Consider the following 298-nt stretch of genomic DNA (forward strand, 5'->3'; position numbering starts at 1 on the left):
CACCCTGGGCGCCACCGGACTGCTCGGCGCACGGCACGTCGTCATGCCCGCCGCCCTGCCCGGCTACCTGGCCGGCCTCAAGCAGGGCTGGGCGTTCTCGTGGCGCTCCCTGATGGCCGCCGAGATCATCGCCAGCTCCCCCGACCTCGGCCTGGGCCTGGGCCAGCTCCTGGAGAACGGCCGCAACAACATCGACCTGCCCGGCGTGTTCCTGGCGATCTTCCTGATCCTCGTCGTCGGCATCGCGATCGACCTGCTGATCTTCAGCCCCCTCGAGCGCCACGTACTGCGCAACCGC

At 70.5% G+C, this 298-nt stretch carries 1 protein-coding gene; it reads left to right on the forward strand.

Annotated elements, in window-relative coordinates; translation table 11 throughout:
* The coding region (locus IF43_RS0135835) for an ABC transporter permease subunit (protein ID WP_030211354.1) at positions 1–298 on the forward strand (298 nt) is incomplete at both ends.

Source organism: Streptomyces sp. NRRL S-87 (assembly GCF_000719335.1).
Lineage (GTDB): Bacteria > Actinomycetota > Actinomycetes > Streptomycetales > Streptomycetaceae > Streptomyces.